At 69.3% G+C, this 24,389-nt stretch carries 27 protein-coding genes; 6 read left to right on the forward strand and 21 right to left on the reverse strand.

Translation table 11 applies throughout. The features are described from left to right. Positions 1–12 precede the first annotated feature (12 nt). Entirely contained in the window at positions 13–3,225 is a 3,213-nt protein-coding gene (locus ASC76_RS09795; protein ID WP_162247087.1) for a PAS domain S-box protein, read from the forward strand. On the opposite strand, the gene soxB is transcribed toward ASC76_RS09795, so the two are convergent. Together soxB and ASC76_RS09805 are read right to left on the reverse strand one after the other, a co-directional pair. Continuing rightward, positions 3,218–4,939 (reverse strand): thiosulfohydrolase SoxB, encoded by a 1,722-nt coding sequence (gene soxB / locus ASC76_RS09800; protein WP_056465109.1) that lies wholly within the window; start codon positions 4,937–4,939, stop codon positions 3,218–3,220. The two genes, ASC76_RS09795 and soxB, sit on opposite strands and share 8 nt — an antisense overlap. 58 nt (positions 4,940–4,997) lie before the next feature. Next, on the reverse strand, positions 4,998–5,345 hold the full coding sequence (locus ASC76_RS09805; RefSeq protein ID WP_056465110.1) for a helix-turn-helix transcriptional regulator: 348 nt from the start codon (positions 5,343–5,345) through the stop codon (positions 4,998–5,000). A gap of 111 nt (positions 5,346–5,456) precedes the next feature. On the opposite strand from ASC76_RS09805, the gene ASC76_RS09810 reads away from it, so the two are divergent. After that, positions 5,457–6,497: a nitronate monooxygenase family protein gene (locus ASC76_RS09810; protein ID WP_056465111.1), complete on the forward strand. Its 1,041-nt coding sequence runs from the start codon at positions 5,457–5,459 to the stop codon at positions 6,495–6,497. A 12-nt stretch (positions 6,498–6,509) separates the two neighbouring features. Here the strand turns inward: ASC76_RS09810 and ASC76_RS09815 are convergent, their stop codons facing one another. Continuing rightward, positions 6,510–7,427, reverse strand: coding sequence for a recombination-associated protein RdgC (locus ASC76_RS09815; protein ID WP_056465112.1), 918 nt, complete (start codon positions 7,425–7,427; stop codon positions 6,510–6,512). Between the two features lie 521 nt (positions 7,428–7,948). On the opposite strand from ASC76_RS09815, the gene rpoH reads away from it, so the two are divergent. After that, positions 7,949–8,878 (forward strand): RNA polymerase sigma factor RpoH, encoded by a 930-nt coding sequence (rpoH, locus tag ASC76_RS09820; RefSeq protein WP_056465113.1) that lies wholly within the window; start codon positions 7,949–7,951, stop codon positions 8,876–8,878. A 65-nt stretch (positions 8,879–8,943) separates the two neighbouring features. On the opposite strand, the gene ASC76_RS09825 is transcribed toward rpoH, so the two are convergent. Genes ASC76_RS09825 through ASC76_RS09845 form a run of 5 tightly spaced genes read right to left on the reverse strand, consistent with a single transcriptional unit; the run spans position 8,944 to position 13,073 of the window. Next, entirely contained in the window at positions 8,944–9,558 is a 615-nt protein-coding gene (locus ASC76_RS09825; RefSeq protein ID WP_082548964.1) for an SCO family protein, read from the reverse strand. Continuing rightward, positions 9,555–10,478: a heme o synthase gene (gene cyoE, locus ASC76_RS09830; protein WP_056465114.1), complete on the reverse strand. Its 924-nt coding sequence runs from the start codon at positions 10,476–10,478 to the stop codon at positions 9,555–9,557. Before cyoE ends, ASC76_RS09825 begins: the two co-directional genes overlap by 4 nt. A gap of 21 nt (positions 10,479–10,499) precedes the next feature. Beyond that, positions 10,500–11,657, reverse strand: coding sequence for a heme A synthase (locus ASC76_RS09835; protein ID WP_056465115.1), 1,158 nt, complete (start codon positions 11,655–11,657; stop codon positions 10,500–10,502). A gap of 5 nt (positions 11,658–11,662) precedes the next feature. Further along, positions 11,663–12,340, reverse strand: coding sequence for an SCO family protein (locus tag ASC76_RS09840; RefSeq protein ID WP_056465116.1), 678 nt, complete (start codon positions 12,338–12,340; stop codon positions 11,663–11,665). Beyond that, a complete protein-coding gene (locus ASC76_RS09845; RefSeq protein WP_056465117.1) occupies positions 12,327–13,073 on the reverse strand; it encodes an SURF1 family protein in 747 nt (248 codons plus the stop codon). The genes ASC76_RS09840 and ASC76_RS09845 overlap by 14 nt, the downstream gene beginning before the upstream one ends. A gap of 30 nt (positions 13,074–13,103) precedes the next feature. Between ASC76_RS09845 and ASC76_RS09850 the strand changes: the two genes are divergently transcribed. Continuing rightward, a complete protein-coding gene (locus tag ASC76_RS09850; RefSeq protein WP_200947121.1) occupies positions 13,104–13,325 on the forward strand; it encodes a twin transmembrane helix small protein in 222 nt (73 codons plus the stop codon). 61 nt (positions 13,326–13,386) lie between these two features. Here ASC76_RS09850 and ASC76_RS09855 read toward each other — a convergent pair whose 3' ends face one another. From ASC76_RS09855 to ASC76_RS09885, 8 genes are all read right to left on the reverse strand, one after another. After that, on the reverse strand, positions 13,387–14,271 hold the full coding sequence (locus ASC76_RS09855; RefSeq protein WP_056465119.1) for a cytochrome c oxidase subunit 3: 885 nt from the start codon (positions 14,269–14,271) through the stop codon (positions 13,387–13,389). A 40-nt stretch (positions 14,272–14,311) separates the two neighbouring features. Beyond that, entirely contained in the window at positions 14,312–14,542 is a 231-nt protein-coding gene (locus tag ASC76_RS09860; protein ID WP_056465120.1) for a DUF2970 domain-containing protein, read from the reverse strand. Beyond that, a complete protein-coding gene (locus ASC76_RS09865; protein WP_056465121.1) occupies positions 14,539–15,186 on the reverse strand; it encodes a cytochrome c oxidase assembly protein in 648 nt (215 codons plus the stop codon). The genes ASC76_RS09860 and ASC76_RS09865 overlap by 4 nt, the downstream gene beginning before the upstream one ends. Before the next feature lie 22 nt (positions 15,187–15,208). Beyond that, positions 15,209–15,319 (reverse strand): cytochrome oxidase small assembly protein, encoded by a 111-nt coding sequence (locus ASC76_RS26165; protein ID WP_235580399.1) that lies wholly within the window; start codon positions 15,317–15,319, stop codon positions 15,209–15,211. 10 nt (positions 15,320–15,329) lie between these two features. Then, complete coding sequence (ctaD, locus tag ASC76_RS09870; protein WP_056465122.1) at positions 15,330–16,961, reverse strand: cytochrome c oxidase subunit I; 1,632 nt, start codon at positions 16,959–16,961, stop codon at positions 15,330–15,332. A gap of 33 nt (positions 16,962–16,994) precedes the next feature. Then, positions 16,995–18,170, reverse strand: coding sequence for a cytochrome c oxidase subunit II (coxB, locus tag ASC76_RS09875; RefSeq protein ID WP_056465123.1), 1,176 nt, complete (start codon positions 18,168–18,170; stop codon positions 16,995–16,997). 10 nt (positions 18,171–18,180) lie between these two features. Further along, positions 18,181–18,732: a DUF2244 domain-containing protein gene (locus tag ASC76_RS09880; protein ID WP_235580400.1), complete on the reverse strand. Its 552-nt coding sequence runs from the start codon at positions 18,730–18,732 to the stop codon at positions 18,181–18,183. Between the two features lie 121 nt (positions 18,733–18,853). Then, positions 18,854–19,789, reverse strand: a complete 936-nt coding sequence (locus ASC76_RS09885) for a trans-aconitate 2-methyltransferase (protein ID WP_056465125.1) — start codon at positions 19,787–19,789, stop codon at positions 18,854–18,856. Positions 19,790–19,808: 19 nt separating this feature from the next. Between ASC76_RS09885 and ASC76_RS09890 the strand changes: the two genes are divergently transcribed. Beyond that, on the forward strand, positions 19,809–20,534 hold the full coding sequence (locus ASC76_RS09890; protein WP_056465126.1) for a ComF family protein: 726 nt from the start codon (positions 19,809–19,811) through the stop codon (positions 20,532–20,534). 23 nt (positions 20,535–20,557) lie between these two features. After that, positions 20,558–21,028: a tRNA (uridine(34)/cytosine(34)/5-carboxymethylaminomethyluridine(34)-2'-O)-methyltransferase TrmL gene (gene trmL, locus ASC76_RS09895; RefSeq protein ID WP_056465127.1), complete on the forward strand. Its 471-nt coding sequence runs from the start codon at positions 20,558–20,560 to the stop codon at positions 21,026–21,028. Here trmL and ASC76_RS09900 read toward each other — a convergent pair whose 3' ends face one another. The 5 genes from ASC76_RS09900 to ASC76_RS09920 form a co-directional block, all read right to left on the reverse strand. After that, positions 21,029–22,003, reverse strand: coding sequence for a tripartite tricarboxylate transporter substrate binding protein (locus ASC76_RS09900; protein WP_056465128.1), 975 nt, complete (start codon positions 22,001–22,003; stop codon positions 21,029–21,031). Between the two features lie 20 nt (positions 22,004–22,023). Further along, positions 22,024–23,007 carry an NAD(P)H-dependent glycerol-3-phosphate dehydrogenase gene (locus ASC76_RS09905; RefSeq protein WP_056465129.1) on the reverse strand — a complete coding sequence of 328 codons (984 nt, stop codon included), beginning with the start codon at positions 23,005–23,007 and terminating at the stop codon, positions 22,024–22,026. A 22-nt stretch (positions 23,008–23,029) separates the two neighbouring features. Beyond that, entirely contained in the window at positions 23,030–23,512 is a 483-nt protein-coding gene (gene secB, locus ASC76_RS09910) for a protein-export chaperone SecB (protein WP_056465130.1), read from the reverse strand. Between the two features lie 94 nt (positions 23,513–23,606). Then, positions 23,607–23,876, reverse strand: a complete 270-nt coding sequence (grxC, locus tag ASC76_RS09915) for a glutaredoxin 3 (RefSeq protein WP_056465131.1) — start codon at positions 23,874–23,876, stop codon at positions 23,607–23,609. A 12-nt stretch (positions 23,877–23,888) separates the two neighbouring features. Continuing rightward, the gene (locus ASC76_RS09920) at positions 23,889–24,305 is read right to left on the reverse strand and encodes a rhodanese-like domain-containing protein (protein ID WP_056465132.1); all 417 of its coding nucleotides are present in this window, start codon (positions 24,303–24,305) and stop codon (positions 23,889–23,891) included. Between the last annotated feature and the right edge of the window lie 84 nt (positions 24,306–24,389).

A 24,389-nucleotide genomic window follows, 5' to 3' on the forward strand; every position in this document is an offset into this window, starting at 1 on the left:
GGTGCCCGCCGCTTGCCCGACCACGCCTCAACCACCGACGAGCCCCCGCTCTCCCGCACCGCCGCGTTCGCGCTGACGGCGCTGCTGTACGCGATCGGCGGCCTGGCGGCGTTGCCGCTGGCGATCCCGCCTGGCTTCGCCGCACCGCTCTACCCGGCCGCCGGGATCGCGCTGGCCAGCCTGCTGGTCTTCGGCCGCCGCGTGCTGCCGGCGGTGCTGCTCGGCTCGCTGGTGGTGAACCTGTCACTGATGCTGTCGCGCCAGCCGTTGAGCCCGATGACGGTCGCGGTGCCGCTCGCGATCGCAATCGGCGCCAGCCTGCAGGCACTCGTCGGCGCCCGCCTGGTCAGGCGCTACCTGCAGCGGCCGCTGACGCTGTCGGAGCCACGCGACATCGCGGGGTTCCTGCTGATCGGCGTCGCTTCGGGGCTGGTCAACACGGTGGTCGCCAATGCCGCGCTGTGGACCGCCGGCGCGGTGCTGACCACCGAGTTGCCCGCCAACCTCGCGACCTGGTGGATCGGCGACCTGCTCGGCGTGCTGATCGCTGCGCCGATCATGCTGACGCTGTTCGGCCGCCCCCGCGATGCCTGGGCACCGCGACGCCTGAGCGTCGGGCTGACGATGGGGCTGGTCACGCTGATGCTGGCGCTCGGCATCCGCCAGATCGTGCAGTGGAACAACGAGCGCGTGCAGACCGCCTTCGACCACGACGCCGCCAATGCCGTGCAGGCGCTGAACGCGCAGCTGCGCGAGCCGCTCCAGGCGCTGGAAGCGCTGCGCGGCGTGTTCATTGCGTCCGAAGACGTGACGGCCGCCGAAATGCACCTGGCCAGCGCCGCCTGGCTGGCGCCGGGCCGGCTGCAGGCGATGACCTGGAACGTGCGGCTGCGCCGCGACGAGGTCGCGGCATTCCAGGCGCGCGTCCGCACCGAGGACGCACGCGAGCGCTATGCCGTGTTCGATCGCAACGACGCCGGTGCGCCCACGCCATCGGGCCAGACCGGCAACCCGGCCGACGACGTGCTGGCGTTGCGCCTGATCGAGCCGTTGGCCGGCAACGCCGGGGCGCTCGGCGTCAACGTGTTGTCGGTGCCCGCCGCGCGCGCGGCGGTCGAGGCAACCCGAATCACCGGCCTGCCGGCCGCGAGCGGGGGCTTCCGGCTCACCCAGTCGGCGAAGACCGAGGGTGAATACGGCGTCGTCATCTACCAGGCGATCTACCTGCCGATCGATCCGCCGCCGGCCCAGCGTGCGGCCGCGATGCGCGGGGCCGTCGCGGTGGTGCTGCGCATGGATGCGCAGCTGCAGGCCTTGTCGACCCAACTGCCGGCCTACCTAGCGCTGTGCCTGAGCGAGACGGTGCCCGGCGGCCCGCCGCACCGGCTCGCCGGCGCAGTGGGCTGCGAGACCAGCGCCTCGCGCCTGCAGTTGACGCGCCCGTTGAGCTACGCCGGTCGCCAATGGGAAGTGCGCGTGACGCCGGTCGAGGGCCAGCTGCCGGCGGTGCACAGCGCGGACGTCTGGCTGTTCGCGCTGGTCGGCCTGCTGTCGACCGCGGTGCTCGGCGGCTTCCTGCTGACCGTGACCGGCCGCACGCGCCGCATCGAGACCGCGGTGCGCGAGCGCACCGCCGCGCTGCAGGCCGAGGTGCGCGAGCGCGGCGTCGCCGAGGCGGCGTTGCGCGAAAGCGAGCAACGCTTCCGCAACATCCTCAACAACGTGCCGATCGGCGTGATCTACACCGACCTGCGCGGCAACGTGAAGCAGACCAACCCGCGCTTCTGCGAGCTGACCGGCTACAGCGCCGACGAGCTGCTCGGCCTCAGCCTGGCGGACTACACGCATCCCGAGGACCTGGTGCAGGACGTGGAGCTGATGTCGCAGCTGGTGCGCGGCGAGATCCCGATGTACCGCCATCACAAGCGCTACATCGCGCGCAACGGCGAGATCGTGTGGGTGCAGGCCACCGTCTCGTTGCTGCGCGACGCCAACGCCAAGCCGCGCAGCATCGTCGGCGTCGTCGAGGACATCACCGAGCACCTGAAGCTCGAGGAAGCGGAGCGCGCCCGCGAGGCGGCCGAGGCCTCGAACCGCGCGAAGAGCGAGTTCCTCTCGCGCATGAGCCACGAGCTGCGCACGCCGCTGAACGCGATGCTCGGCTTCGCCCAGTTGCTCGAGCTCGACCCGCGGCACCCGCTCACCGACGCGCAGCGCCCGTGGGTCACGCAGATCCAGCAGGCCGGCTGGCACCTGCTCGAGATGATCAACGACGTGCTCGACCTGTCACGCATCGAATCGGGCAACCTGCGGCTGCAGATAGAGACGCTGAACCTCGTGGAGCTGCTCGACGCGACCGTCGCGATGGTCGAGGGCGACGCGCAGCGGCGTCGCATCGCGATCTCGCGCGAGTTCGCGCCCGGCACCTCGACGCTCCTCGGCGACGCCACCCGCGTGAAGCAGATCCTGACCAACCTGCTGAGCAACGCGGTGAAGTACAACGGCGACGGCGGGCGCATCCACGTCGCGACGCGGTTGGTCGGCGACGATGCGCTCGAGATCGTCGTCACCGACACCGGCCTGGGCATGACGCCGGAGCAGCTCGCCGAGCTGTTCCAACCGTTCAACCGGCTCGGCCGCGAGCGCTCGACCCAGCAGGGCACCGGCATCGGGCTGGTCATCAGCCAGCGCCTGGCCGAGCTGATGGGCGGCTCGCTGCGCGCCCACAGCGTGGCCGGCCAGGGCTCGTCGTTCATCCTGCAGCTGCCGTGCTCCGCCGATCCGGACACGGTGCGCTCCGACCTCGGCACGCTCGCCCCCGAGACGGCGGACTACCACCGCCGCCTGGTGCACTACGTCGAGGACAACGAGACCAACGTCGAGGTGATGCGCGGCATCCTGGCGCAGCGGCCGCAGGTCGAGTTGCAGGTGTCGGTCACGGGCCTCGATGGACTGGCGGCGATTCGCGCGCGCCGGCCCGACCTGGTGCTGCTCGACATGCACCTGCCGGACATCAACGGCATGGAGCTGCTGCGCCACCTGAAGCACGACCCGTACAGTGCCGACATCCCGATCGTGATCGTCTCCGCGGATGCGCTGGCCCAGCAGATCGACGCGGCCTACGAGGCCGGCTGCACCCACTACCTGACCAAGCCGGTCAACGTGGCCGAGCTGCTGTCGGTGGTCGACAGCCTGCTCGAGCGGGTCGACACCCGGTTCAGCTGAGGCCCGGGTTGCCCTGCACGCCCACCAGCACCGGCTGCGCCGGCCGGCGCGGCTTGACGACCTTCTGATCGCGCAACCAGGTCTCGACCAGGTCCCAGATCGGCGGACCCTTCGCGCCTTCGGCCACCGGCGCCCAGCCGGCCACCTTGTAGGTCTTGTCGGCCTCGATCGGGCGACCGTTCAGGCGCATCCCGGAGATGCGCGCGCCGGCCCGCTCGCCCGGCGCGCAGGTGTAGGTCATGCCGCCGACGCGGACCATGTCGCCGCCCTGCTGGTAGTACGGGTCGGGACTGAAGAGGTTGTCGGCCACGTCCTCGAGCACGGTCTTGATGGTCGTGCCGGTCATCTCGGTCAACGTGCTGGCCGGGTAGGTGATCGCGAGCTGGTCCATCATCAGCTCGCGCGTGATCGGCTGGCCGGGCAGCAACGTCGTGCCCCAGCGGAAGCCGGGCGAGAACGCGACCTCCGCGCCCTTCACCTGCATCAGCGCGTCGATGATCAGCTGGTCCCAGCTGCCGTTGAAGTTGCCGCGGCGGTAGAGCAGGCCCTCGGTCGTCGCGAGCGTCTCGTCGAGCCTGGCCTTGAACGGTGCGCGCACGTGGTCGATGTGCGTCTGCATCGCGGCGTCGGCCGGCAGCAGGTTGGCGAACACGGGCAGCAGCTTGTAGCGGAAGTCGCGCACGCGGCCCTCGCGCACGTCGACATCGAGCACGCCGAGGAACTTGCCGTTCGAGCCGGCATTGGTGACCAGCGTGCGGCCGGCGGCGTTCTTCACGATCGTCGGGGTCGGCATGCCGTCGTGCGTGTGGCCGCCGACGATGGCGTCGATGCCGGTCACGCGGCCGGCCAGCTTCAGGTCGACGTCCATGCCGTTGTGCGAGAGCAGCACGACGAGCTGCGCGCCCTGGCGGCGCACCTCGTCGACGACCTTCTGCAGGTTCTCTTCCTGGATGCCGAAGGTCCAGTCGGGCACGAAGTAGCGCGGGTTGGCGATCGGCGTGTACGGGAACGCCTGGCCGATGACGGCAACCGGCACCCCGCCGAGCGAGCGAATCGAATAGGGCTCGAACACCGGGTCGCCGAAGTCGGCAGTCTGGATGTTCTGCGCCAGGAACGCGATGCGGCCTTTCAGGTCCTTCTCGACGATCGTCTTGACGCGCTCGGCGCCGAGCGTGTGCTCCCAGTGCGAGCTCATCATGTCGACGCCGAGCAGCTTGGCGGCATCGACCATGTCCTGCCCGTTCGTCCACAGTGCGGTGGCCGAGCCCTGCCAGGTGTCGCCGCCGTCGAGCAGCAGCGAGTTCGGGCGCGAGGCGCGCAGCTGCTTGACCAGCGTCGCGAGGTGCGCGAAGCCGCCGACCCGGCCGAAGGTGCGCGCGGCCTGCGTGAAATCGAGCGACGTGAACGCATGCGCCTCGCGCGTGCCCGGCGCGATGCCGAACGCCTTCAGCAGGTGCTCGCCGACCAGGTGCGGCGGCTGGCCCGCGGCGGCACCGACGCCGAGGTTCACGCTCGGCTCGCGGAAGTACACCGGCAGCAGTTGCGCGTGGCAGTCGGTGAAGTGCAGCAGGCTGACATTGCCGAAGGTCGGCAGGTCATAGAAGCGCTGCGCGGCGGCCGGCTCGGCGGCCAGCACGCCGGGAGCGTCGAGCGCCAACCCGGTCGCGGACGCGCAGGCCAGCAGTTGCAGGAACTCCCGTCGATGAAGGCTCATTTCGCTCCGTTCGCAATCCAGCCGGCGATGCGACCGGCCAGTGGTGGCTTGGCGGTGCTCACCCGAGCTCCTCGATCAGGTTCTTCACCTTGCGCTTCAGCGACTTGTCGCCATCGAGTTCCGACGCGACGCGCACGCAGACCGTGCGGCACAGTTCGGTGAACGCGGCGTCGGTGACGCGGTAGAGCACCAGGTTGCCGTCCTTGCGGCGGCCGAGCACGCCGGCGCGGTGCATCAGCCCGAGGTGGCGCGAGACGTTGGTCTGCGTCGCGCCGATGTCCTCGACGATCTGGTTCACCGACTTCTCCTGCTGGCAGATGCTGTGCATGATGCGCAGCCGCGTCGGTTCGGACAGCAGCGCGAAGTAGCGCGCCACCACGTCGAATACATCGACCATCGAATTCATCTGAAAAACTGTATGCGCCTATGCGCAATATAGATCGGGGATTGCCCGCAGCCGTGGGGTCCCGCGGCCGTTTCGCTATAACCGCGGCATGACGACCGCCGGAGCGACCCGATGAGCACGCTGCATGCCTTTCTCGGCACCGACCTGCCGGTGATCCAGGCGCCGATGGCCGGCGTCCAGACGAGCGCGCTTGCGATCGCTGTGTGCAACGCCGGCGGCCTCGGTTCGCTGCCATGCGCGATGTTGTCGCCCGAGCAGATGCGCGACGAGCTCGCCGCGATCCGCGCGCAGACCGACCGGCCGTTCAACGTCAACTTCTTCTGCCACACGCCGCCGGCGATCGACCCGCCGCGCGAGGCCGCATGGCGGAAGACCTTGACACCGTACTACGCCGAGTTCGGCATCGATCCCGCCACGGTCGGCGCGGGCGCCGGCCGCGCGCCGTTCGACGCCGCATACGCCGACGTGCTGGCCGAGTTTCGCCCGCCGGTCGTCAGCTTCCACTTCGGGCTGCCCCCGGCCGATGCGCTGGCGCGGGTGCGCGCGTGGGGCGCGACCGTGCTGGCTTCGGCCACGACGGTGGCCGAGGCGCGCTGGCTCGAGGCCCACGGCGTGGACGCGGTGATCGCCCAGGGTGTCGAAGCCGGCGGTCACCGCGGCAACTTCCTCAGCGACGACCTGACCACGCAGCTCGGCACGTTCGCGCTCCTGCCGCGCATCGTGGCCGCGGTGCGGGTGCCGGTAATCGCGGCCGGCGGCATCGCCGATGCGGCCGGCGTGGCGGCGGCCCGTGCGCTCGGCGCGTCCGCGGTGCAGGTCGGCACCGCCTACCTGCTGTGCCCGGAGGCCACGACCAGCGCGTTGCACCGCGCCGCGCTGCAGGGCCCGCAGGCCGAGCACACGGCGCTGACCAACCTGTTCACGGGCCGACCGGCGCGCGGCGTCGTGAACCGGCTGATGCGCGAACTGGGACCGATCAACGCCGCGGCACCCGCCTTCCCGCTCGGCACGGCCGCGATCGCGCCGCTGCGCGCCGCGGCAGAGCGCGCAGGCAGCGGCGACTTCTCGCCGCTGTGGTCGGGCCAGAACCCGAGCGGCTGCCGGGCGGTACCGGCGGCCGAGATCACCCGCGCGCTGGCCGCAGGCTGGTAGTTCGAAGCGGCGTCAGGCCGCGAGCGCCGGCACGCCCGGCTGCTGCTCGCCGCCGAGCGCGTCGATCAGGTCGGGAATCAGCTTGCCGAGCTCGCCGGTGGCGATGGCTGCATCGGCCTCGAACGCCTCGTCGGCCTTCGGCTTGCTGCCGCCTTCGAACACGCCTTCGAGGAACGCAATCTTCTTGACCTGCATCGCCTCGGTCAGCAGCAGCGAGACGCGGCCCTGCCAGGTCAGCGCGAGCTGGGTCGGCACCTTGCCGCCGGCGATGTGCTGGCGCACCTCCTCGATGTCGAGCGCATGGCGGGCGTAGCGCACCGCCGACTTGCTCTCGTCGGGCGACTTCAGTTCGCACTCGCGGTCGATGCTGAAGCCGGCTGGCGCGTCACCGGTCGTCAGCCACTCCGACATCGCCGCGGCCGGCGACTGCGCGGTGTGCAGCGGCGTCAGCGCCAGACCCTCGGCGGCCTTGACCAGCTGCGTGACCACGTCGTCGGCCTTGGCCGGGCTGCTGGCGTCGATCATCAGCAGCCGGTCCTTGGGATTCAGCCAGACGCGGATCGCGGCCTGCTTGGTGAAGGCCTGCGGCAGCAGGTCGAGCAGCACCTCTTCCTTCAGCTCCTTCTGCTGCTTCTTGCCGGGCTTGCGGCCGGTGGCCTGTTCGATCTGCGCGGCACGCTCGTCGACCCGGCGCTTGACGACGGCCGACGGCACGACGCGCTGCTCGACCACCAGTTTCATCAGCCACTGGCCGCCGACCGATTCGAGCAGCGGCGCGTGCGCGACGCCGCGCGGCGGCGCCCAGCCGGCCGAGACCGGCTGGGTCGCGCCACATTCGACGAAGACCATCTTCTCCAGCCCGGCTTCGAGCTCGGCGCTGTTGGCGGCCCAGCCCGGGCCGATGCGGTACACGATCAGATTCTTGAACAAACGGACCTCTCGTTGAAGGGGGAGGCGCGGCGGCGACGCCGGCGCGGGAGGCGCGATTGTCCTCGCAATCAATCCCGGTTCGTGGCGGCCGCGGTGCTGGTCGCGGGGCCGGTGACCTGTGCCAGCCAGGGCTGGAGAGTGCACCACGTGGGCCAGGAAGCGGGGCAGCCGGGGCGCCGGCGCCGAACTGGCCTGTGCCTTCACCTCCCGCTCGCAACTCGGAGGCTGTCATCGCGTCGAAGGAGTCGAATTCAGCCACGCCGTCATTCTGGCGACCGGGTCGCACGGAACGGACCGGAACTGAACCGATGCGGCAAGACTTCTCATCGGTGTCGCCGGACGACCAACCGCCGTCCGCAGCCGAAAATGTCAGTGACCACACACTTGGAGACCCTCCTCGCACCGCGGTGTGACATCATGACCAGACGATCGTCGCGATAGCTGAAGCCGATCAGCACTCCCGCCCCACGAGTGCTAATATTTGCGGAACTTGAAAGGAGTTCGGCGTGTCTGATCTCTCTATGAACACTTCCACTGCCACTGCTGCTCTGACCGTCCGCGACCCGTGGGCCCTGGTGCCGTCGCTGGGCAACCTCGACGCCTACATCACGGCGGCGAACCGCGTTCCGTTGCTGACGCACGAGGAGGAAATCGCTTACGCGACCCGCCTGCGCGCCAGCGGCGACCTCGAAGCGGCCGGAAAGCTGGTGCTCTCGCACCTTCGCTTGGTCGTCTCGATCTCGCGCAAGTACCTGGGCTACGGCCTGCCGCACGGCGACCTGATCCAGGAAGGCAACGTCGGGCTGATGAAGGCCGTCAAGCGCTTCGACCCGGACCAGGGCGTTCGCCTGGTCAGCTACGCGATGCACTGGATCAAGGCCGAGATTCACGAGTACATCCTGAAGAACTGGCGCATGGTCAAGGTCGCGACGACCAAGGCCCAGCGCAAGCTGTTCTTCAACCTGCGCTCGATGAAGCAGAGCCTGAAGGACGACGCGCTCGATGTCGACACGCACCGCAACACGCTGACCCAGGGCGAGGTCGACACGCTCGCCCGCACGCTGAACGTCAAGCGCGAAGAGGTGCTGGAGATGGAAACGCGCCTGTCCGGCGGCGACGTGGCGCTGGAGCCGCAGACCGACGACAGCGAGGACGCCAGCTTCGCGCCGATCGCCTATCTGGCCGACGAGGCCAGCGAGCCGACGCGCGTGCTCGAGGCGCGCAACCGCGACTGGCTGGCCGGCGATGGCATCGCCCTCGCGCTCGACGCACTCGACGCCCGCAGCCGCCGCATCGTCGAGGAGCGCTGGCTGAAGGTCAATGACGACAGCTCGGGCGGCATGACGCTGCACGACCTGGCGGCGGAATACGGCGTCAGCGCCGAGCGGATCCGCCAGATCGAAGTCGCGGCGATGAAGAAGATGCGCAAGGCCCTGGCGGAAAACGTCTGACGCTTTAACGCCCCATGAAGAACGGCCCCGCGGGGCCGTTTTTTCTTGTCCAGGCGGATCGAACTTCAGCCCTGCGCGATCAGTGCCTTGACATCGGCGGTCAACCCTTCCGCGCCGGCGCCGTAGCGCTCGAACAGGCGCACGTTGCCCTTGGCGTCGAGCACGAACGCACCGGCCGAGTGGTCCATCGTGTAGCTGCCCTCGGTCTTGCCGGGCACCTTCTCGAAATAGATCTTGAACTCCTTGGCCGCCGCCTTGGTCTGCTCCAGCGTGCCGCGCAGCGCGACGAAGCTCGGGTCGAAGCTGGCCATGTACGACTTCAAGATCTCCGGCGTGTCGCGCTCGGGGTCGATCGTGACGAACACCGCCTGCAGCTTGTCGCCGTCCGGGCCGAGCGCCTTCTTGACCTGCGCGAGCTCCGCCATTGTCGTGGGGCAGACGTCCGGGCACTGGGTGTAGCCGAAGAAGATCACCGTGACCTTGCCCTTGAAGTCGCCGAGCGTGCGCGGCTGGCCGTTGGCATCGGGCAGCGCCAGCGTCTTCGCGTAGTCGACGCCGGTGATGTCGGCGCCCTTGAACTGTGGCGCCGGCGGCTTGCCGAGCCCGAGCTTGTCGCAGCCGGTGAGAGCCACCACGCCGATGGCGGAGACGAGCAGGACGGATCGACGCAGGTGATTCACAGCAGCGGCCTCAGGTAGTGATCGACGAGCAAGGCCGCGAACAGCAGCGACAGGTAGACGATGGAAAAGCGGAAGGTCTTGCGCGCGAGCGCGTCGGAATAGTCGCGCCACAGCTTGAAGGCGTAGCCGACGAAGCCGGCATTCAGCAGCAGCGCGGCCACGAGGTAGATCACGCCACTCATGCCCTGGATGAACGGCAGCAGCGTGCCGGCGAACAGCACCAGCGTGTACAGGAACACCTGCAACCGCGTGAACTCGGCGCCGTGCGTGACCGGCAACATCGGCAGGCCGCTCTTGCGGTAGTCCTCGACGCGGTAGAGCGCCAGCGCCCAGAAGTGCGGCGGCGTCCACAGGAAGATGATCAGGCACATGATCAGCGCCTCGGGCCCCACGTCGCCGCGGATCGCGGCCCAGCCGAGCACCGGCGGCATCGCGCCCGAGGCGCCGCCGATCACGATGTTCTGCGGCGTCATCGGCTTGAGCAGCACGGTGTACACGACCGCGTAGCCGACGAAGGTGGCGAAGGTCAGCCACATCGTCAGCGGGTTGACCCAGAAGTACAGCAGCGCGCTGCCGGCCGCGCACAGCAGCGCCGAGAACGTGAGCGTCTGCGTGTTGGTGAGCTGGCCCCGCGCGGTCGGCCGCCACGCGGTGCGCGCCATGCGTGAATCGATGCGCTGCTCGACCAGGCAGTTGAACGCGGCAGCCGCGGCGGCAACGAGCCAGATACCGGCGGTGGCGGCGAGCGCCAGCGTCAGGTCCGGCAGGCCCGGCACGGCCATCAGCATGCCGATGACGGCGCAGAACACGATCAGCTGCACCACGCGCGGCTTGGTCAGCGCATAGAACTGGCGCGCGCGGGACGGCAGCGAGGTGGCGCCGACGGGTGCGGCGGGAGAAGGGGCGACGGTATCGGTCATGGGCGGTGCGAGGGGCGCATTTTACGGAGCCGGCCGCAGCGGGCGATGGCGCAGACCCTGCGACGCGCGTGCCGGGCCCGACTGTCGGGTTCGCGTCAACAGCATCGAGAACATCACGACGCCCGCCGCGGCGCCGGCCGTGTGGCCGACCGCACCCAGCAGCGGCCAGCCGAGCAACACGTTGCTGAGGCCGGTCGCGAGCTGCCAGACCGCGACTGCGGCCACGCCGCGGGCCCAGCGACGCAGCGCGGGGTCGCCGGTCGCCTGCAGCGCCGACGCGAACCCCGCGAGCGCCGCCAGCACCACATAGGCGCCGAGACGGTGGACGTAGTGGATGGCGGTCAGCGCCTCGAACGACAGCGCGCCCCCGTCGCGCCCCTCGCCGAGTTCGCGCAGCAGCGCGAAACCATGCGCAAAGTCCATCGGCGGCCACCAGGTGCCCTGGCAGGTCGGGAAGTCGCGGCAGGCGAGCACCGCATAGTTGGTGCTGACCCAGCCGCCGAGCGCGATCTGGAGCGCGCCGAGCACCGCGATCGCGATCGCGGCAGCGCGCAAGCGGGGCGACAGAGACAGCGGCACGGGCTTGTAGCCTTCCTTCTGCACGGCCAGCAGCACCAGCAGCGTCAATCCGCCGAGCAGGTGCGCGGTGACGATGGCCGGATAGAGCTTCATCGTCACGGTGAGCGCGCCGAACGCGCCTTGCACGCAGACCCAGACCAGCGTTGCGGTCGCCCACCACGGCGAGATAGGCAGCGCCTTGCGCCGTGCGGCAACCCAGCCGAGGATGGCGAGCAGCGTGATCAGCGCACCGACGCCGGTCGCGAGGTAGCGGTGGATCATCTCGATCCACGCCTTGCCGTGAGTGACCGGGCCGGTCGGCAAGGCCGTCTGCGCCGCGTGGATCTCGGCGTGCGCGCCGAGCGGGCTGGCGCTCGCATAGCAGCCCGGCCAGTCCGGGCAGCCCAGGCCGGAATCGGTCAGCCGCGTGAAGGCGCCGAACAGCACCAGGTCGAAGGTGAGGAACAGCGTCAGCACGGTCAGCGCCTGCAGTCGTGCCGCGACGAGGCCCTGCCCGCTCGCGCGCCGCCAGACCCACGCGAACGGCAGCAGCGCCAGCAACGCGCCGAACGCGATGATCGCGAGCAGCGGGCCCAAATCGTAAGGTGCCGGGGAGGCCATGTCCTTCAGCGCCCTGCCTTGTCCCAGCCGGCGGAGGCGCGGAGCAGCTTGACGACGTCGGACTTGAGCTTCGCGGGCTCGGCGTCCGGAGGCGCCCGCATCATCCAGTTGCCGAGCGGGTCGACGATGTAGAGATGGTCCTCGAGCGCCCGCCCCGCCGCCGGCTCGAACCAGGCCGCGAGCGCGGGGCGCGGCACGCGCAGCACGGTCGCGTCGGTGTTGGTCGTCACGCCGGCCAAGGTTTCGGGGCGAGGCGTGGCGCCGTCGGTGATGAGCCACAGCTTGTCGACCCGGTCGGCGTCGCGGCCGAGCGTCTCGCGCAGCTGGCGCTGCAGCCACAGGTGCTTCTCGCAGGCCGCGTCGCAGGCCGCGTTGGAGACCACGACCAGCAGCCACTGCCCCTTCAGGCTCTCGGGGCCCACTGCCCGGCCTTGCAGATCGGTCAACGGCAGCGTCCCCGGCAACGGGCGCTGCGGCTGGATCAGCTCGCTGTAGTTGGTGCGCCCCTCCGGCCGGATCACGAAGTAGGTGAGGTACGACGCGATCACCGGCGCGGCGCAGATGGCCAGCACCAGCAGCATCTTCAGGCGGCCGCTCTTCGTGCGACGGGTCGCGTCGCTGTCGAGCGCCGGAGCGGCCATCGAATGGACGGTGAAGCTCAGCGGCGAATCACGCTCGGGCATCGTGCCTCCGGAGCCGGGGGCGGACGAGTTGGAACCAGACATACAGACCTGCCATCAGCGCACCCAGCGCGAACCACTGGAACGCGTAGCCGTAGTGCTTTTGAACATCCACCGCGGGTCGCGGCCATTGGCGCAGCAGGCCGTCGCCTGCCGTGCTCGGGGAATCGTCCTGCAGCACCGACAGGGGTGCCAGCGGCAGGCCGGTTTCGCGCGTGAACTCGCCGAGGTCGAGATTTTGCCGGATCAGCCCGGTCGCCGACGGTGCGAACTCGTACAGCCGCGCCGGCGGCGGGGCGATGTGGCCCTCCACGTCGACCGGCCCGGCGGGTGTCGCGACCCGCGGCAGCAGCGTGCGGTCGCGCAGGTCGCGGGGCACGAAGCCACGCTGCACCAGCACCACCTCCGGCCGGCCCTCGAGTTGCAGCGGCGTGACGAGGTAGAAGCCGACGCGCGCGTTCATCTGCCGGTTGTCGAGGAAGACGTTGCGCTCCGGCAGCCAGCGGCCGCGCAGGTGCACCGGCCGGTAGTGCTGCGCCTCGACCAGGTCGGCGCTGCGGGGCAGTTCGGCCGCCCCCAGCGGGCTCAGCCGGGCGCGCGAGTCCAGCGCGTCCTGCAGCGCGATCTTCTGCGCGGCGCGCCGGAGTTGCCAGGCGCCCAGGTTGGCGGTGACCGCCACGCCGATCAGCGTCGCGACCAGCACGACCGCGGCACGGCCTTTCCCGCTCAGCGCCATCGGCGACCTCGCGGCGGATAATCGGTGCGCATGAAGTACCTCATCGCGTTCGCCTTCGTCGGCATCCTCGGCGCACTCGCCATGGCGGGCGTGTTCATGCTGCGTGACGGTCGCGACGGCAAGCCGAAGACCGGCAACATGATGCGGGCGCTGGCGCTGCGGGTCGGGTTGTCGGTGCTGTTGTTCGCATGCGTGCTGTTCAGCTGGTGGGCCGGCTGGATCCATCCGACCGGGATCCCGCTCGGCAAGTAGTCATCGACCCAAAAACAAACGCCGCGTTCAGCGGCGTTTGTCTTGTTGGCGGCTCGAAGCGTCAGAGCCAGTAGACGACGATGTACAGGCCGAGCCACACCACGTCGACGAAGTGCCAGTACCAGGCGGCGCCTTCGAAGCCGAAGTGGCGCTGCGGCGTGAAGTGGCCCTTCATCAGGCGAATTGTGATGAACAGCAGCATCAGCATGCCCACGAACACGTGGAAGCCGTGGAAACCGGTCAGCATGAAGAAGGTCGAGCCATAGGCGCCCGACGACAGCTTCAGGTTGAGCTCGGTGTACGCGTGGTGGTATTCGTAGATCTGGAAGCCGAGGAAGGTGACGCCCAGCAGCACCGTGCACCACATCCAGAAGATCGTCTTCGCGCGATGACCAGCGACCAGCGCATGGTGCGCGATCGTCAGCGTCACGCCCGAGGTCAGCAGCAGCAGCGTGTTGATCGTCGGGATCGGCCAGGGGCCCATCGTCGTGAACGGGTCGACGATGTTGGCCGGCGAGCCGGTCATGCCGGCGCCCGAACTCGGCCAGATCGCGCGGAAATCGGGCCACAGCACGGCGTTTTCGAGGCTGCCGAGGTTCGGCAACGCATGCAGGCGGGTCCAGTAGAGCGCACCGAAGAACGCGCCGAAGAACATCACCTCCGAAAAGATGAACCAGCTCATGCTCCAGCGGAACGAGACGTCGATCCGGTCGCTGTACAGGCCGCTCTCGCTTTCGCCGATCGCGGTGCGGAACCAGCCCTGGAGCACGAACGCCCAGATGGCGAAGCCGGCCAGCAGCACCCACATCGCCCAGCCGTGCCCGTTGATCCACTGGCCGGCGCCGAAGATGACCAGCAGGAGGCCGAACGACGCCTGCACCGGAAAGTGCGAAGGCGCGGGGACGAAGTAGTAAGGCGTCTTGCCGTGGGTAGTCGCTGCCGACATGTTTTCTCCTGGATTCCCGATGTTCGAATTTGGTTGGTAGCTACTTGGCCGCGCCGCTCGCGAGCACCCAATTCACCAGCAGCAGCAAGGCCGCGATGAACAGGGCCGCACCGATCACGCCGGCGATCACGAGGTGAACCGGGTTGAGCTGGTTCAGGTCATTCTCGTAGTCCGCGCCCTTGCGCACGCCGAAGAACGACCACGCGACAGCCTTCATCGTCTGCATGAACGAGCCCTTGCGGCGCACCGCATCCTTCAGCTCGCCGCTCATGACCGCGGCCCCGCGGGCGCGGCGACTGTCGCCGCGGCAGACCGACCGGCCGGCTCGGCCGGAACCCGGCCGCCGACCTCGAAGAAGGTGTACGACAGCGTGATCGTGCGCACGTCCTTCGACAGCTTCGGGTCGATCACGAACACGACCGGCCACTTCTTCTCTTCGCCCGGCTTCAGCGTGTACTGGTTGAAGCAGAAGCACTCGAGCTTGTTGAAGTACGGCATCGCCTGCATCGGCGCGTAGCTCGGGATCGCCTGCGCCGCCATCGTGCGGTTCTGGACGTTGCGGAACGTGTACATCACGGTCGTCAGCTCGCCCGGGTGGACATCCACCGAGCGCTTCTCGGGTGCGAACTCCCACGGACCGCGTGCGTTGGCGTCGAACTCGATCGTGATCGTGCGGCTCTTGTCGACCTGGGTGTTGGCGCCGCTGTAATCCGCGCGCTTGCCGCCCTGCACGTCGATCTCGGCCAGCGACAGCACGTTGATGCCGAGCGCGGTGCAGATCGTGTTGTAGATCGGCACCAGCGCGTAGCCGAAGCCGGCCATCACCGCCGCGACGACGACCAGCTTGCCGAGCATGCGCCGGTTGTCGCGGCGCAGCGCGGCGTCGGCGGGTCGTGAAGTGTCGGCGTCGGACATGGTCAACGGGCAGCGAACGCGCTCACATCCCGACCAGCGCGCTCTTCGCGATGAAGCCGACGAAGATCAGCACCGCGATTGCGCCCAGGATCAGGCCCAGTCGCTGGTTGCTCTTCTTCTGTTCCGGCGTCATGGCGTGGCGCTCAGGCGAGGATCTTGGTCGCCGAGGCATTCAGCTTCGGCGGGTTCTCGAAGGTGTGGAACGGCGCCGGCGACGGCACTTCCCACTCCAGGCCTTCCGCGCCGTCCCACGGCTGCTGCGGCGCCGGCTCGCCCTTGCCGCGCATCATCGGCACGACGACGAACAGGAAGAAGTAGACCTGCGCCAGACCGAACGCGAACGCGCCGACCGAGGCGATCGCGTTGAAGTCCGCGAACTGCATCGGGTAGTCGGCATAGCGACGCGGCATGCCGGCCAGGCCAAGGAAGTGCATCGGGAAGAAGGTGACGTTGAACGCGATCAGCGACCACCAGAAGTGGATCTTGCCGCGCGTCTCGCTGTACATCACGCCGGTCCACTTCGGGCCCCAGTAGTAGACGCCCGCGAACAGCGCGTACAGCGAGCCGGCCACCAGCACGTAGTGGAAGTGGGCCACGACGTAGTAGGTGTCCTGCAACTGGATGTCGACCGGCGCCATCGCCAGGATCAGCCCGGTGAAGCCGCCCATCGAGAACACGAACAGGAAGCCGACCGCGAACAGCATCGGCGTCTCGAAGGTCATCGAGCCGCGCCACATGGTTGCGACCCAGTTGAAGATCTTCACGCCCGTGGGCACCGCGATCAGCATCGTCGCGTACATGAAGAACAGCTGCCCGGTGACCGGCATGCCGGTCGTGAACATGTGGTGTGCCCAGACCATGAAGGACAGGATCGCGATCGACGAGGTCGCATACACCATCGAGGTGTAGCCGAACAGCCGCTTGCGCGCGAACGCCGGGATGATGGCGCTCACGATGCCGAACGCCGGCAGGATCATGATGTAGACCTCGGGGTGGCCGAAGAACCAGAAGATGTGCTGGTACATCACCGGGTCGCCGCCGCCGGCGGGGTTGAAGAAGTGCGTGCCGAAGTGGCGGTCGGTCAGCGTCATCGTGATCGCGCCGGCCAGCACCGGCATCACGGCGATCAGAAGATAGGCGGTGATCAGCCAGGTCCAGCAGAACAGCGGCATCTTCATCAGCGTCATGCCCGGTGCGCGCATGTTGAGCACCGTGACGATGATGTTGATCGAGCCCATGATCGAGCTCGCGCCCATGATGTGCATCGCGAAGATGCCGGCGTCCATCGACGGGCCCATTTGCAGCGTCAGCGGCGCATAGAGCGTCCAGCCGGCCGCCGGCGCACCGCCGGGCATGAAGAACGAGCCGACCAGCATCAGCGCCGCCGGGATCAGCAGCCAGAAGCTGAAGTTGTTCATCCGCGCGAAGGCCATGTCGGCCGCGCCGATCTGCAGCGGGATCATCCAGTTCGCGAAGCCGACGAACGCCGGCATGATCGCGCCGAACACCATGATCAGGCCGTGCATCGTGGTCAGCTGGTTGAACAGCTGCGGGTTCACGAACTGCAGCCCCGGGTGGAACAGCTCCAGGCGGATCAGCATCGCGAGCAGGCCGCCGACCATCAGCATCGTGAACGAGAACAGCAGGTACATCGTCCCGATGTCCTTGTGGTTCGTCGCGTAGAGCCAGCGGCGCCAGCCGTGCGGCGCGCCGTGGTCATGGTCGTCGTGTGCGTGGTCGTGGCCGTGGCCGGGGTGGTCGATGACTGCGCTCATGGCAATTCCTGTGTGCTGTGCAACTGGTTCGGGTTACTTGCGCGCGGCCACCACTTCGGTGGGCTGCACGAGCTGGCCGGTCTTGTTCGACCAGTTGTTCTTCGTGTAGGTGATGACGGCGGCGATCTCGGTGTCGCTGAGTTGCTTCCACGACGGCATCGCGCCGTTGTTCTGGCCGTTCAGCAGCACGGCGATCTGCTTGCCGTGGTCGGCGTCGAGCACCACCGGTGCGCCGTCGAGCGCCTTGATCGGACCGCCGCCCTTGCCGTTGGCCTGGTGGCAGGCGGCGCAGTTGGCCGCGTACACCTTCTCGCCGCGCGCCAGCATGTCGGGCAGCGTCCAGACTTTGGCCGGGTCGTCGGCGAGAGCGGCCATCTCCTTCTTCTTGCCGTCGACCCACTTCGTGTAGTCGGCCGCGGCCAGCACCTTCACGTGGATCGGCATGTAGGCGTGTTCCTTGCCGCACAGCTCGGCGCACTGGCCGTAGTAGTCACCGGCCTTGGTCGCGGTGAACCACGTGTCGCGCACGAAGCCGGGGATCGCATCCTGCTTGATGCCGAACGACGGCACCATGAAGGCGTGGATCACGTCGGTCGCGGTGGTGATGATGCGCACTTTCTTGCCGACCGGCACGACCAGCGGGTTGTCGACCTTCAGCAGGTAGTTGTCGACGGCTTCCGGCTTGCCGGAGTCGGACTGCTCGCGCTGCGCGCTGTCGAGCGTCGAGACGAAGCCGATGCCTTCGCCCTCGCCCTTCAGGTAGTCGTAGCCCCACTTCCACTGCATGCCGGTGGCCTTGATCGTCAGGTCGGCCGCGCTGGTGTCCTTCATCGCGACGACGACCTTGGTCGCCGGCAGCGCCATGCCGATCACGATCAGGAACGGCACCACCGTCCAGACGATCTCGACCGTCGTGCTCTCGTGGAAATTGGCCGACTTGGCACCCTTGGACTTGCGGTGCTTGAAGATCGAATAGAACATCACGCCGAACACGCCGACGAAGATGATCGAGCAGATCCACAGCATGAAGTAGTGCAGCCAGCGCTGGTCGGCGGCGATCTCGGTCACCGGCGGGTGCAGATCGAGCTGGTTGACCGCGGGGCCGCCGGGCAGGTCGTTGACGGCCATCGCGAGGCGGGTTGCGCACAACGCGCCCAACGTCACGCCGATCTGGCCAGCCCTGTGCCACAGTGCTTTCATCGTCTTCATGGTTGCCACTTCAGTTTTCGGATTTGTCTTGCGATTCGGGGTAGGTCGACTGTGCCTGCACCGGCGCCCACGGCCAGCGACGCAGTGTCCAACGCAATTCGTCGGCCAGCTGGCGACGCAGCTCGGGGCGCACGAAGCGCCCGATCGCGATGCGCTGGCCCTGGCCCGACAGCTCGATCAGCGAGCGCCCGCCGTGTTCGGGCTCGACACGAACCCAGGCCGGCGCGAACTCGGCGCGTTCCACATGCCGACCGAGCGTGCGCTCGACGGTCAGGCGGCCGGGTCGCAGCGAGATGCGCTCGCTGTCCGCGGCGTGGCGGGTGTAGACCAGCAGGGCCAGGCCGACGGCGATGATCTCGAGCGATGCGAACGGCACCACCAGCGTCGCACCCTGCGCCCAGAAGAAGGCGCCGATGATGGCCGACACCAGGCTCAGCGAGGCATAGAACCCCATCACCTGCCGCGGCGTGGCCGAGCAGTTGCGCTTCAACAGCCACTGCACGGTGTGCTCGCCGGCACCCGACTCCGCACCGAAGCGCAGCGGTCGAGCCGCTGTCGCCAAGGCGATGGGAGGGTGGGATAGGGTGACTGACATCCTGCGCGAATCCTTGCTGTCTCGGGAAGCTGCCGCTGGTCGGGCTGGAGAGCCAGCGCCCGAACGGGCTCAGCTCAACTGCGAGAGTTTAGCGCAGACCCTCGCTCGCCCCAGTCCGCCCGTGGCTTGAACGCACCATCGCACGCATGTCGTCGAGCGACACCGTGGTGGCTTCGCCGGCGCGCAGCCGCGGTGCGGCCTTGAAGGCGTGTCCGTAGGCGACCTCGAAGCTCAAGCCGATCGAGCCGTCGGGCGCGGCGATCGCCTCGAGCTCGCGCAGCAGTCGCGCGCGCCAGCGCGGCGTGCGCAGGCCCGCGGTCCGGTCCGGCGCGGTGTTGCCGCCGAGCCCGCGCAACTCGGCGAGCAACGCGTGCGGATCGCTCCAGCGCAGCGTGAGCGTCTCCTGGTCCATCACCGGATCGGCGAAGCCGGCGTGCACCAGCATGTCGCCGAGGTCGTGCATGTCGACGAAGCCCGGCGTCGGCGCCGGCCAGCCGCATCGCGCGTAGATCGCGCGCAGCTCGCGCAGCGTGCCGGGCCCGAGGCAGGAGAACATCACGAAGCCGTCGACGCGCAGCAGCCGGTGCCAGCGCTCGATCAGCGCGACCGGGTCGACGACCGCGTGCAGCATCATGTTGGCCCAGACCAGGCCGGCGCCGGGGTCGATCTCGTCGCTCTCGATCGCCACGGCGCGCTCGCCGCCGGTCCAGCGCGAAGGCGCCCACCACTTTCGTTGCGCCTGCACCCTGCTCTGTGCGAGCCAGCCGGCGTCTGGCTCGACGCGCAGGTGCCGGGCCTTCGGGTACGCCTGGTCGAGCAGCGCGGCACCCGCGCCCAGCGTGCTCCACCAATCGAGCACTCGCTCGGGCTGCAGCAGGATGACCGACAGCTTCTCCGCCATGCGCCGCGCGATTTCCGCATGGAGCCACGGCGGCTGCGGCGCCCGCGCCAGGCGCCGCAAGGCGGCGCGCACCGCGACAGGGTCGAGGCGGCGGGCGGCGGTGTCGGCGGCGGAAGCAGGCATCGGGCCAGTATATTGAGCCGTGCCCTTCTCCCGATTCCTGCCGGCGCGCGGTCGCGGCGCGCCGCTGGCCAGCCTGTGCGCGGTCTGCCACGGCTGGGGCCGCGGCCGCCTGTGCGCCACCTGCGTCGAACGCTTCGCGCCCGCGGTGTCGCGCTGCCGCTGCTGCGCGCTGCAGACGCCGCACGGCATCGGCAGGTGCGGCGCCTGTCTCGTCGACCCTCCGCCGTACGCGACCGCGACGACCGCGGTCGATTACGACCACCCGTGGGACGGCCTGATCACGCGCTTCAAGTTCCACGCCGCACTCGATCTGGCGCCGGCGTTCGCCGCGCAGATGCTCGCGGCGCGGCAACGCGAGAGCGCGCCACCGCCGACCCTGCTGCTGCCGATCCCGCTCAGCGATGCGCGCCTGCGCGAGCGGGGCTACAACCAGGCCTGGGAGCTCGCGCGCCGCCTCGGCCGTGCGCTCGGCTGCGTCGCGGACGCGCGGCTGCTGCTGCGTGTGCGCGACACGCCGCACCAGCTCGCGCTGCTGCCCGAGGAGCGCGCCGGCAATGTGCGTGCCGCGTTTGCGGTCGAGCCGGCGCGGCGCGCCGAGCTCGCGGGCCGCGCCGTCACCCTGGTCGACGACGTGATGACGACCGGCGCCACCGTGGCCGAGGCGGCGCGCACGCTGTTGCAGGCCGGCGCGCGCGAAGTGGGCGTCTGGGTGTTGGCACGCACGCCCCGGCCGGACGGCGGCTGAGGGCGCATGGACAATCCGGCCCCATGTTCAACATCGTGCTCGTGCACCCCGAGATCCCGCCGAACACCGGCAACTTGATCCGCCTGGCCGCCAACACCGGGTGCGCGTTGCATCTGATCGAGCCGCTCGGCTTCTCGATGGACGACCGGCTGCTGCGGCGCGCGGGGCTGGACTACCACGAGTACGCGCCGGTGCGTCGCCATGCCTCGTGGGTCGCATTCATCGACGAGGCCCGGCCCGACCCGTCGCGCCTGTTCGCGTTCACGACGCGTGGCAGCCGACCTTTCGCCGACGTGGTCTGGCAGCCGAACGACTGGCTCGTGTTCGGCTCGGAGACCGCGGGCCTGCCGGTCGACGTTCGCGAGCGCTTCGGGACGCCCCAGCGGGTGCGCCTGCCGATGCGCGCCGGTCAACGCAGCCTGAACCTCAGCAACGCGGTCGCGGTCGCCGTGTTCGAGGCCTGGCGGCAGAACGGCTACGCCGGCGGCGGTTGATTATTCGGCCTGGACGCCGGCCGCCTTGATGACCCGGGCCCAGCGCTCGCGCTCGGTCTTCATCAACCCGGCCAGTGCCTCCGGCGCCGTGCCGGCCGCGCTGAAATACTGGCCCAGCATCCGCCCGCGGACCTCGTCGCTCTTGATGATGCGGATCAGCTCGCGCGCGACGCGCTCGACCACCGGCTTGGGCGTGCCGGCCGGCGCGAGCACGGCCTGCCACGAGATCGCCTCGAAATCGGCGTAGCCCTGCTCGACGAAGCTGGGATAGGCCGGCAGCGAGCCCGAGCGGCCCAGGGTCGTGACGCCCAGCGCCTTGAGTTTGCCGGCGCGGATCTGGCCGATCGCGATGCCCGGCACCATGAAGCCGGCCTGCACCTCGCCCGCCAGGATGGCCGAGACGATCTGCGGGAAGCCCTGGTACGGCACATGGACCAGGTCGATGCCGGCGCGCACCTTGAACAGCTCCATCGCCAGGTGCGAGGCGCTGCCGACGCCGACGCTGCCGTAGTTCAGCTGGCCCTTCTTCTCCTTCGCGATCCGCACGAAATCGGCCAGCGTGCTGGCGCCGAGCTTCGGGTCGACGACCAGCACGTTCGGCGAGGTCGCGACCAGCGTGACCGGCGCGAGGTCCTTGACCGGGTCGTACGACAGCGACTTTTTCAGCATCGGCGCCGTGACCAGCGGGCCCTGGATCGTGAACAGGAAGGTGTAGCCGTCCGGCTCGGCGCGCGCCGCCAGCGCGGTGCCGATCTCCCCGCCCGCGCCGGGCTTGTTGTCGATCACGACCGGCTGGCCGAGCGCCTGCGCCAGCGGCTCCGCGACCACGCGGGCGATCACGTCGGGCGAACTGCCGGGCGGGAACGGCACGATCAGGCGGATCGGGCGACTCGGCCAGGCCTGCGCGAAGGCCGAGGGCGCGAGCACGGCGGCGGCACCGGCCAGCGAAGTCTGCAGAACTTGACGACGTTGCATGCGTGAGGTCTCCGGAAGAATCAGGTCTCGGGCCGCGCACCGCGGCCCATCAGCAGTTCGAGCGCGCGCGCCGGCGTGAGGCGGCCGTCGAGGACCGCGACGACGGCCTCGACGATCGGCATCTCGACGCCCACCGCAGCCGCGCGCTGCAGCACCATCGGCGCGGTCGAGACACCCTCCGCCACGTGGCCGAGTTCGGTGAGGATGCGGGCCAGCGGCCGCCCCTCGGCGAGCAGTCGTCCGACAGTGCGGTTGCGGGACAGGTCGCCGGTGGCGGTCAAGACCAGATCGCCCAGTCCCGACAGGCCCATGAACGTCTCGGCGCGCGCACCGAGCGCGACTCCCAGGCGCGTCATCTCGGCCAGGCCGCGCGTGATCAGCGCAGCGCGGGCGTTCAGGCCGAGCTGCATGCCGTCGGCGATGCCGGTCGCGATCGCGAGCACGTTCTTGACCGCGCCGCCGACCTCGACGCCGACCGGATCGTCGGAGGTGTAGATGCGCAGGTTGTCGCTGTGCAGCGCGTCGATGGCCTCGTCGCACAAGCTCGCATCGGTGCTGGCCGCGACAAGCGCGGTCGGCTGGCCGCGCGCGACTTCGATCGCGAAGCTCGGGCCCGACAGCACGCCGACGCGCGCTTGCGCGGCCACCGCCTGGGCGATCTCGTGGCCGAGCAGCCCGCTGTGCGGTTCGAAGCCCTTGCACAGCCACAGCACACCGCCGGCGCGGGTGCCGATGCGCCCGAGCATCTCGGCCAGTCCGGCCATCGGCGTGGCGATGATCACGAGCCCGTCACGGGCGTGTGCGAGCGCGGCGTCGAAATCGGTGTCGACCTGGAGCCCGTCGGGCAGCGTCACGCCCGGCAGATAGTGCGCGTTGCGGCGCGACGCGCTCATTTGCGCCGCCTGAGCCGCATCGCGCGCCCACAGCCGCACGGGGTGCCGCGCCGCCGCGTTCACTGCGAGCGCGGTGCCCCACGCGCCGGCACCGAGGACCGTGAGGTTCATCGTGCCGGGGTCGCGGCGACGATCAGTTGGCCGAGGTGATGATGCCGGAGCCGTTCGAGGCGGCGCCGTTCTGGCCGGCGGCCTGCGCCTGCTGCGCTTCGAACATTGCCTGGAAGTTGACTTCCGACAGCAGCACCGGCGGGAAGCCGGCGCGGGTGCAGACGTCCGACACGATCGCGCGCAGGTACGGGTAGATGATGCCCGGGCAGGCGATGCCGATGATCGGCTGCAGCTGGTCTTCCGGGATATTGCGGATCTCGAAGATGCCGCCCTGCTTGGCCTCGACCAGGAACAGCACCTTGTCGTTGACCTTGGTCGTGACGGTCGCGGTGACCGTCACCTCGTAGACGCTGTCGCCGATCGGGCCCGCGCCGAGCGCGAGGTTGATCTCGACCTGCGGCTGGCCCTGCTCGAGCAGGATCTGCGGCGAATTCGGTTGCTCGAGCGACAGATCCTTCAGGTAGATGCGCTGGATCTGGAACACGGGGTTGTTGTCGTCAGCCATGGGAGTCTCGGGTTTGGTGATGTGGGCCCGGCCGCGGGCCGCGGCGGGCGAAGTGCGGCGGGATTATCACCGCGGGCGGTGACGCCGCCGGATGTCAGCCGCCCGTGCCCGTGAGCAAGGGCACGAGACCGCCGCGGCGATCGAGCTCGACCAGGTCGTCGCAGCCGCCGACGTAGGTGTCGCCGATGAAGATCTGCGGCACCGTGCGGCGCCCACCGGTCAACTGCATCATCGTCGCGCGCTGCGCCGGATCGAGGTCGACGCGGATGTCGTCGATCGCGTCGACGCCGCGCTGCTTCAACAGGGCCTTGGCGTGCTGGCAGTACGGGCACACCTGGGTGGAATACATCTTGACGGGTTGCATCGCTCTTCCTGGTCAGGCGGCCGACTTCTCGACCGGCAAATTGGCGGCGCGCCAGGCTTCCAGGCCGCCGGCCAGCGCGCGGGTGTTCTCGAAGCCGAGCCTCTTCAGCGCGGCGACGGCCTTGGGCGCGCGCGCGCCGGTGGTGCAGACGACCACCAAGGGCAGCGCCTTGTTCTTCGGCAACGCGTTCGAGGTCTCGATCTGGGCCAGCGGCACGCTCTTCGCGCCCATGGGGTGGCCGGCGGCATACTCGGCCGGCTCGCTCACGTCGATCAGCACCGCCTTCTCGCGGTTGATCAGGTTCACCGCATCGGCGGTCGACACCTTGCCGCCACTGGTCGCCCCTTTGCCGAACATCGGCCAGACCAGCAGGCCGCCGGACACGGCGGCCGCGAGGAACAGGAACCAGTTGTCGATGAAGAACTTCACGGGGCAGCCAATGTCTCGAGGAAAGACCGCGATTATAGAATTCGCTCGCTCCCTGCCCCGGCCCACGCCACTATCCCCTCACAC

The organism is Rhizobacter sp. Root404 (genome assembly GCF_001425865.1).
Classification (GTDB): domain Bacteria; phylum Pseudomonadota; class Gammaproteobacteria; order Burkholderiales; family Burkholderiaceae_C; genus LMDS01.

Bases quoted from the DNA above. Each gene is read 5' to 3' on its own strand.
- soxB (WP_056465109.1), bottom strand. From the start codon at position 4,939: ATGAGCCTTCATCGACGGGAGTTCCTGCAACTGCTGGCCTGCGCGTCC.
- ASC76_RS09805 (WP_056465110.1), bottom strand. From the start codon at position 5,345: ATGAATTCGATGGTCGATGTATTCGACGTGGTGGCGCGCTACTTCGCG.
- ASC76_RS09810 (WP_056465111.1), top strand. From the start codon at position 5,457: ATGAGCACGCTGCATGCCTTTCTCGGCACCGACCTGCCGGTGATCCAG.
- rpoH (WP_056465113.1), top strand. From the start codon at position 7,949: ATGAACACTTCCACTGCCACTGCTGCTCTGACCGTCCGCGACCCGTGG.
- cyoE (WP_056465114.1), bottom strand. From the start codon at position 10,478: ATGACCGATACCGTCGCCCCTTCTCCCGCCGCACCCGTCGGCGCCACC.
- ASC76_RS09835 (WP_056465115.1), bottom strand. From the start codon at position 11,657: ATGGCCTCCCCGGCACCTTACGATTTGGGCCCGCTGCTCGCGATCATC.
- ASC76_RS09840 (WP_056465116.1), bottom strand. From the start codon at position 12,340: ATGCCCGAGCGTGATTCGCCGCTGAGCTTCACCGTCCATTCGATGGCC.
- ASC76_RS09845 (WP_056465117.1), bottom strand. From the start codon at position 13,073: ATGGCGCTGAGCGGGAAAGGCCGTGCCGCGGTCGTGCTGGTCGCGACG.
- ASC76_RS09850 (WP_200947121.1), top strand. From the start codon at position 13,104: ATGAAGTACCTCATCGCGTTCGCCTTCGTCGGCATCCTCGGCGCACTC.
- ASC76_RS09855 (WP_056465119.1), bottom strand. From the start codon at position 14,271: ATGTCGGCAGCGACTACCCACGGCAAGACGCCTTACTACTTCGTCCCC.
- ASC76_RS09860 (WP_056465120.1), bottom strand. From the start codon at position 14,542: ATGAGCGGCGAGCTGAAGGATGCGGTGCGCCGCAAGGGCTCGTTCATG.
- ASC76_RS09865 (WP_056465121.1), bottom strand. From the start codon at position 15,186: ATGTCCGACGCCGACACTTCACGACCCGCCGACGCCGCGCTGCGCCGC.
- ASC76_RS26165 (WP_235580399.1), bottom strand. From the start codon at position 15,319: ATGACGCCGGAACAGAAGAAGAGCAACCAGCGACTGGGCCTGATCCTG.
- ctaD (WP_056465122.1), bottom strand. From the start codon at position 16,961: ATGAGCGCAGTCATCGACCACCCCGGCCACGGCCACGACCACGCACAC.
- coxB (WP_056465123.1), bottom strand. From the start codon at position 18,170: ATGAAGACGATGAAAGCACTGTGGCACAGGGCTGGCCAGATCGGCGTG.
- ASC76_RS09885 (WP_056465125.1), bottom strand. From the start codon at position 19,789: ATGCCTGCTTCCGCCGCCGACACCGCCGCCCGCCGCCTCGACCCTGTC.
- trmL (WP_056465127.1), top strand. From the start codon at position 20,558: ATGTTCAACATCGTGCTCGTGCACCCCGAGATCCCGCCGAACACCGGC.
- ASC76_RS09900 (WP_056465128.1), bottom strand. From the start codon at position 22,003: ATGCAACGTCGTCAAGTTCTGCAGACTTCGCTGGCCGGTGCCGCCGCC.
- ASC76_RS09905 (WP_056465129.1), bottom strand. From the start codon at position 23,007: ATGAACCTCACGGTCCTCGGTGCCGGCGCGTGGGGCACCGCGCTCGCA.
- secB (WP_056465130.1), bottom strand. From the start codon at position 23,512: ATGGCTGACGACAACAACCCCGTGTTCCAGATCCAGCGCATCTACCTG.
- grxC (WP_056465131.1), bottom strand. From the start codon at position 23,876: ATGCAACCCGTCAAGATGTATTCCACCCAGGTGTGCCCGTACTGCCAG.